Source organism: Butyrivibrio sp., assembly GCF_024699075.1.
Map to the genome: position 1 here is coordinate 1 of NZ_JAILQF010000147.1, position 6,504 is coordinate 6,504.

Consider the following 6,504-nt stretch of genomic DNA (forward strand, 5'->3'; position numbering starts at 1 on the left):
TCGCCCTTTTCCGGAAGATTCTTCAAATATCCGAAGAATCTGTATCAAATAGACTGCCTTAGTGTGTCATCTTAAAGATGATAAAAAAGAGCTTTGGGCTAATAAGAAGTAGCTTACATGAAAATCTTTCATTTCCGCTCAGCATAGAAGAAGCTAAGCTGCTTTCCTTTAAAAGAGAGCGGACCCTTTTCTCTGTCTCATTATATTTTGACCTGTCTTTTGTAAAGCAAAGATTACGGTAATAGCTGATACAGTTCTGAAGCATTCTAAGATTTATTATAGCTTTCAGGCTTTCCTTATCTTTATTTTCAGTCTTTATTATCTCAAGAACTTTTATTGCGTCCAAAGGACCGCTTAAGTATTTTTCAGAGTATTGTCCGTGTGTGGCAGAACCTTCATTAAATACATAATCATATAGTGGAGATGGGTCGTATACTGCTTGTCTTACAACTCTTAAATACTGATAAACAAACTTGACATCTTCCCATATGTTCAATGATTCATCAAAGAGAATATGATTGCCTATTATAATCTGTCTGTCGAAAGCTTTATTCCACAGATATCCTCTATAGAACTCTTGGCGAAGAAGATAATCTACAGCTCTGTCATAATCAAGTTCCTGTTTGACATCAATACCATCGCGGTGCACTTTCTTATCGGAATAAACTTCATAATAACCACAAACAGAAAGAGAGCTTTCTTTCATATTTTCAATAAGCTTTTCAATCCATTCAGGTTCTACATAATCATCGCTATCTGCAAAGCACAAGTATTTTCCATTTGCATGTTTAAGTGCTGTATTTCGCGCAGAAGACACTCCGCCGTTATTTTTGTGTATGACTTTTATTCGGTTATCCTTAATGGCATAATCATCGCATACTAATTCGGAGCCATCTGATGAGCCATCATCTATAAGTAAGATTTCTGTATTTGTATATGTCTGTGATAGTAAGCTGTCGAGGCATTTTTTTATTGAATTTTTTACTTGATATACGGGCACAATAATAGTAACAAGTTCTTTTGAGTTCATATATTACCTATCTGCACTTAAATTTTTTTATTTTCTTATAGTATCATATCATTAAGTCACGAATTGTAAAAAGAAATTTTACCCGCCTGAAAATAAAGTTACTTTCCTTGCAATTTGCAAGGACCATAGTTTATTTATAAAGTGCGAAGTTTGCGTTTTAAAACATAAAATGCGAGATTCAATTGGATGCGTCATGATGTTCTATAATGAACGAAATTTTGATACAATTGTAGATAGAGGTATAGGACATGAGAGTAATAAGTAGTGTCAGATTGATAGCATCTTTGTTAAAAGATCTAAAAGCAATGAGTACTAAAGAAAGAGCTGAGTTTTATCAGGCTAAGTGCGAGTACTATCAGGGTATTGTTGAGCTTAGCCTTCTTGTTGCATGCCTTACGACCATATTTTTCATTTATTCGGATTATATGATCAATGGTTCTATTATTCCTACGCTTATTCCAAGACTATCCATTCTTGCATTTATTGCTATATTTTTTGGTGTCACTCATAAAAATAGTAACTCAAGAGTCATGGTATTTATGGACTTCTTCCTTGGCCATGGAATGGTAATTGCAGCAAGCTGGACAGCTTACAATCTTGTTGATAACAGTAATTCCATCACAGGGATCATAATAGTTAATCTGCTCTGGCTTGTAATAGGATTCGTGTCAACGCCCACGGATACTATTATTAACGGTGTTGTATTTATAGTAGAGATCTTTATTACCAATCTTTTTAATCATTACACTAATTATGAACTGATCCTTGCATTAGAGATTCCTTGCATTATCGGTATCATGCTTGTTCATTACATACTGACAGCCTTTTATCTTGACCATTACAGAGTATCTAAACAGCTTGAGCAGGCTATGATGACAGATCCTCTTACGCAGGTTTATAACAGACATCTTTTGGAAAAAATCGTATCGGATGATGTCATTACTGATGCATCATTGACAGAGCCTATAGCTGTAGCTATGCTTGATATCGACGATTTTAAGAAGATCAATGATGAAAACGGTCACTATACCGGTGACGTTACACTTTTCTATCTTGGCCAGAAACTGACCAAACATATGAGAAAAGATGATTATGTGATCCGTTATGGCGGCGAGGAATTTGTAATAATATTTAGAGACTGTGACATAGATACTGCCACTTCTCGAATGGAAGAGCTAAGATCTGATATAGAAAGATCAAAGGATTCGCCTATTCCGTTTACAATATCTATAGGAATATCCTCTTATACAGGTAACTATACAGATACTCTTAAAAATGTCGACAAAGCCCTGTATGATGCCAAGAACAGCGGCAAAAACAAGGTTGTTGCAAAGTTTGAGTAAACAATATTACAAACTTTTACGAAACACGCTGTGAATGTGTGCTTCTGATTTATACGTTTAAAAGTTATGACTAATAAAGGGATTCATTATAAGTAGTGAGGGTTTAGATTGAAGTATTCTAACATTTCAGAAGGATTATTTATATCAAGGATCAACAGGTTCACCTGCAATGCAGAGATAAATGGCCAGCCTGAGCTTGCACATATCAAAAATACAGGAAGACTTATAAAGCTGTTAAAACAAGGATGCAGAGCCTATTTCCAGAAATCTGATAATCCTGAGCGTAAGACTAAATATGATCTTATCGCAGTAGAACATAACGGAAGCATAATTAATGTAGACTCTCAGATCACTAATTATGTAGCAGAAGAGTGGCTGAATCAGAAAACTTTTTTCCCGGATCTTAAGATGGTAAAAAGGGAAGTTAAGTATGGGGACTCTCGTTTTGATATATATTTAGAGCATGGTGATAAGAAGGCCTTTATGGAGATCAAAGGTGTTACGCTTATAGAAGATGGTATTGCCAGGTTCCCTGATGCGCCTACAAAAAGAGGGGTAAAGCATCTTCATGAACTTATGAAATGCATTGATGATGGCTATGAAGCTTATATCATGTTCGTCATACAGCTTCCTGATGTTAAATGGTTTGAGGCAGCAGTATCAGTTCAGGAAGAATTTGCTACTACCTTGAAAGAGGCCTGGCAAAAGGGGGTTCATGTCATTGCATATGGATGCGATATGACCAAAGACAGCATAGAAATAGCAAGGCCTATAGAAGTAAGACTGTAAACTTCCATTTACCAGAAGGCGATGAGCAGGCTTGTCTACTATAATCCTTATATATAAAATGCTTGCCAACTTAATTCTTCTATGATAGCATTTAGAAAGATCAATAAAGATTAATAAAGGGAATGAGGTTCTCCCTAAGTATTTAATACTTAAACCGCTTATTAAAGCTGATGACTTCTGCGATCATATAATGCGCAGGGGATATCAGCTTTTTCTGCGTATATAAGGAGGAATATATGTTACTTAGTTTTTCGCTGATTCTAATTGTAGGTATGTCCATGGGATGGATATGCAAGAAAGTCAAACTGCCAAGTCTCATAGGAATGCTTGCTACAGGTATTGTACTAGGGCCCTATGCCCTTAATCTTTTGGATGAAAATATACTTCTGATATCTGCAGACCTTAGAAAGATAGCTCTTATCATAATCCTTACAAGGGCAGGTCTTGGTCTTGATCTGTCTGGTCTTAAGAAGATTGGAAGACCTGCGATACTTATGTGCTTTTTGCCGGCAACCTTCGAACTTGTAGGAACAGTCTTCTTTTCATCAAAGCTAATGGGACTGTCCTTACTTGAAGCTGCAATCATGGGCGCTGTTTTGGCAGCAGTATCACCTGCAGTAGTCGTTCCAAGAATGGTCAAGCTCATGGATGAAGGATATGGAGTTAAGAAGGGAGTTCCGCAGCTGATTCTTGCAGGAGCTTCTGTTGATGATGTATATGTCATAGTCCTGTTTTCAACTTTTACAGGGATGATGCAGGGAGAAAGTGCATCAATAATAAGCTTTGTAAATATCCCTGTTTCCATAATACTTGGAATTGTTATAGGCCTTTGTATTGGATATCTGCTGGCTTATTATTTTAAGAAAGTGCATATCAGAGATACTTCCAAAGTTCTTATTATCTTAAGCATCTCTTTCATTCTTGTAGCAGTTGAAGACATGCTGACTACAGCAATTACATTCTCAGCTTTAATTGCTGTTATGTTCATAGGAATAGGCTTACAGAAAAAGAGAGAAGTTGTAGCCAAAAGACTTTCAAGTAAATATGAAAAGCTCTGGGTTGCCTCAGAAGTATTCCTGTTCGTGCTCGTAGGAGCAACTGTAAATATTGGATATCTTGGCAAAGTTGGTGTAAAAGCACTTATAGTGATCGCGGGCGCGCTTGTCTTTAGAATGCTCGGAGTATTTGTATGTCTTATAGGAACAAACTTTAACCAAAAAGAAAGGCTATTTACAATGATGGCTTATACACCAAAAGCAACTGTACAGGCAGCTATTGGAGGAATACCGCTTGCACTGGGATTTGCCTGCGGCGATACAGTACTTACAGTCGCAGTTCTTGCAATAGTTATAACTGCTCCTCTTGGCGCATTTGCAATTGACCTTTCCTATAAAAAATATTTAAATAATAAATAAGTATTATTTTTTGAGGGGGATTTATGGATAAGGAGAAGCTTAGGAAGTACTACGAAGAGAATATTTATGGGACGTGGAGAAAAAATGAGGAAGTGACTTTTGAGCTTCTTGGCAAGGATCCAAGGAGTGAAGAAGACATAAGTAATCCATTTGAGGTTATCGGCGGAGATCTTGTTAAGATATCAGTATCTAATGATAGTGCTAAGACCTCTTTTGTCGTGCACATCTATCATCCGGATGAAGAAGCATCAAAGAAGTATCCGAAGGGAAATCCTTTTATCATCTGCATGCATCCTATGATGTCGGCTGATAAAGCACTATACAAAGGGTATACTTTGATAGTCATGGAGATTACTAAAGTGGCAGCAGATGATACAAGTCGCAGTGGTGCCTTCTATGATCTGTATCCTTACGGAGAAGATGATAAAGATAAGACCGGAGTCCTTATGGCCTGGGCATGGGGAGCATCTAAAATACTTGATGCTGTATATGCAGGACTTGATAAAGAATACTTGCTTGATGCAGATGCTTCCATGGTTGCAGGTGTATCTCGCTGGGGCAAGGCCACAGCAGTATGCGGAGCCTTTGATGAGAGGTTCAGGATGGTAATACCTGCATGCTCAGGGGCAGGAGGACTGGCTTTATATAGCTTCTTTTCACAAGGGAAGACTTATGATCTTAGTGATATAGGAGGGCCTTCAGAGTATACTTATGAAAAGAATGAGCCGCTTGAAAGCCTGCAGTCAGACTCAGAAAGAGGCTGGTTTAATGATAAGTTCATGAACTATAAGTCGGAAGAAGATATAAAGATTGACCAGGAGAATCTGCCAATACTTGCGATGAGCCCGGACAGGTATTATTTCATAATTGCAGCATGCATGGGTGAAGACTGGGTTAATGCGCCGTCTATGTGGCAGTGCTATAAGAAGGCAAATGAAGTATATGAAAAAGAAGGATTATCGGATCATCTTGTAGTTCACATTCATAAAGAAGGACATGCTATTATAGATGAAGATATGGAACTTATAACCAGGTATTTTGACAAAATGTATTATAAAATGGATACAGGCCTTGAGATTGAAGAGCTTAAGACTTCAGTATATGAGGGTCAGGAGTGAACAATTTTAAAACCCTCAGTATATGAGTGGAAGGACTAAAAAATGTTCTTACCTATAGACTTTGGGTAATGGTGTAGACTAGGATGATAGAAAAAGGAGGGTTATATCATGGAATTTACAATGGATATCTTTAAGCAGTTTGATAAGAAGTGGGCGCTTCTTACTGCCGGAGATGAGAAGAGCTTTAACACAATGACAATAAGCTGGGGAGGCCTTGGAACGATCTGGAATAAGCCGGTTGCTACTGTATATGTAAGACAGTCAAGATATACTCATAAATTCATGGATGAAAATGAATACTTCACAGTTAGCTTCTATCCTGAAGAGTACAAGAAGGAGCTTGGCATATTGGGCTCTAAATCAGGAAGAGACATGGACAAGATGACAGCATCAGGTCTTACGTCTGTAAAAGCGGGAGAGTCCATGTCATTTAAGGAAGCTGAAGTTACACTTGTATGTAAGAAGCTGTTCAAACAGTCTCTTCTAACTGAGAATATGCCAAAAGATGTGGCAGATACAATGTATGCAGATAATGATATTCATGACATGTATATTGGAGAAGTAGTTGAGATTGTGAAGAACAGATGATGCTGTAATCTTTGAGGTATTTTAGGAATTTTTATAAAATGGGCAGTTAATACAAGGAAAACCTTTATTAACTGCCCAAGGTAATCAAATCGCAAGGAAGGTAGCGCATTATAATGTGCGAAGTTTGAGTATATATTTATTTAATGTATACTATTCCAATTCGGCACTATATGCCTTTAATGTTTTTTCATCAAAGCAGACCCATTCAATAAGATCGAATG

At 37.3% G+C, this 6,504-nt stretch carries 6 protein-coding genes and 1 riboswitch; of the genes, 5 read left to right on the plus strand and 1 reads right to left on the minus strand.

All coding sequences use genetic code 11. The annotated features are described in order from the left end of the window. Positions 1 to 58: 58 nt before the first annotated feature. Complete coding sequence (locus tag K6G87_RS05800; protein ID WP_296834885.1) at positions 59 to 1,030, minus strand: glycosyltransferase family 2 protein; 972 nt, start codon at positions 1,028 to 1,030, stop codon at positions 59 to 61. A 248-nt stretch (positions 1,031 to 1,278) separates the two neighbouring features. Here K6G87_RS05800 and K6G87_RS05805 point away from each other — a divergent pair, with 248 nt between their 5' ends. From K6G87_RS05805 to K6G87_RS05825, 5 genes are all read left to right on the plus strand, one after another. After that, a complete protein-coding gene (locus K6G87_RS05805; protein WP_296834886.1) occupies positions 1,279 to 2,373 on the plus strand; it encodes a GGDEF domain-containing protein in 1,095 nt (364 codons plus the stop codon). Between the two features lie 108 nt (positions 2,374 to 2,481). Beyond that, positions 2,482 to 3,162 carry a DNA/RNA nuclease SfsA gene (gene sfsA / locus K6G87_RS05810; protein ID WP_296834888.1) on the plus strand — a complete coding sequence of 227 codons (681 nt, stop codon included), beginning with the start codon at positions 2,482 to 2,484 and terminating at the stop codon, positions 3,160 to 3,162. A 109-nt stretch (positions 3,163 to 3,271) separates the two neighbouring features. Beyond that, a riboswitch (Fluoride riboswitch) is annotated at positions 3,272 to 3,349 on the plus strand. Between the two features lie 49 nt (positions 3,350 to 3,398). Then, positions 3,399 to 4,577, plus strand: coding sequence for a cation:proton antiporter (locus K6G87_RS05815; protein ID WP_296834890.1), 1,179 nt, complete (start codon positions 3,399 to 3,401; stop codon positions 4,575 to 4,577). 23 nt (positions 4,578 to 4,600) lie between these two features. Then, complete coding sequence (locus K6G87_RS05820) at positions 4,601 to 5,695, plus strand: glucuronyl esterase domain-containing protein (RefSeq protein WP_296834892.1); 1,095 nt, start codon at positions 4,601 to 4,603, stop codon at positions 5,693 to 5,695. A gap of 108 nt (positions 5,696 to 5,803) precedes the next feature. After that, positions 5,804 to 6,283: a flavin reductase family protein gene (locus tag K6G87_RS05825; RefSeq protein WP_296834894.1), complete on the plus strand. Its 480-nt coding sequence runs from the start codon at positions 5,804 to 5,806 to the stop codon at positions 6,281 to 6,283. Positions 6,284 to 6,504: the final 221 nt, after the last annotated feature.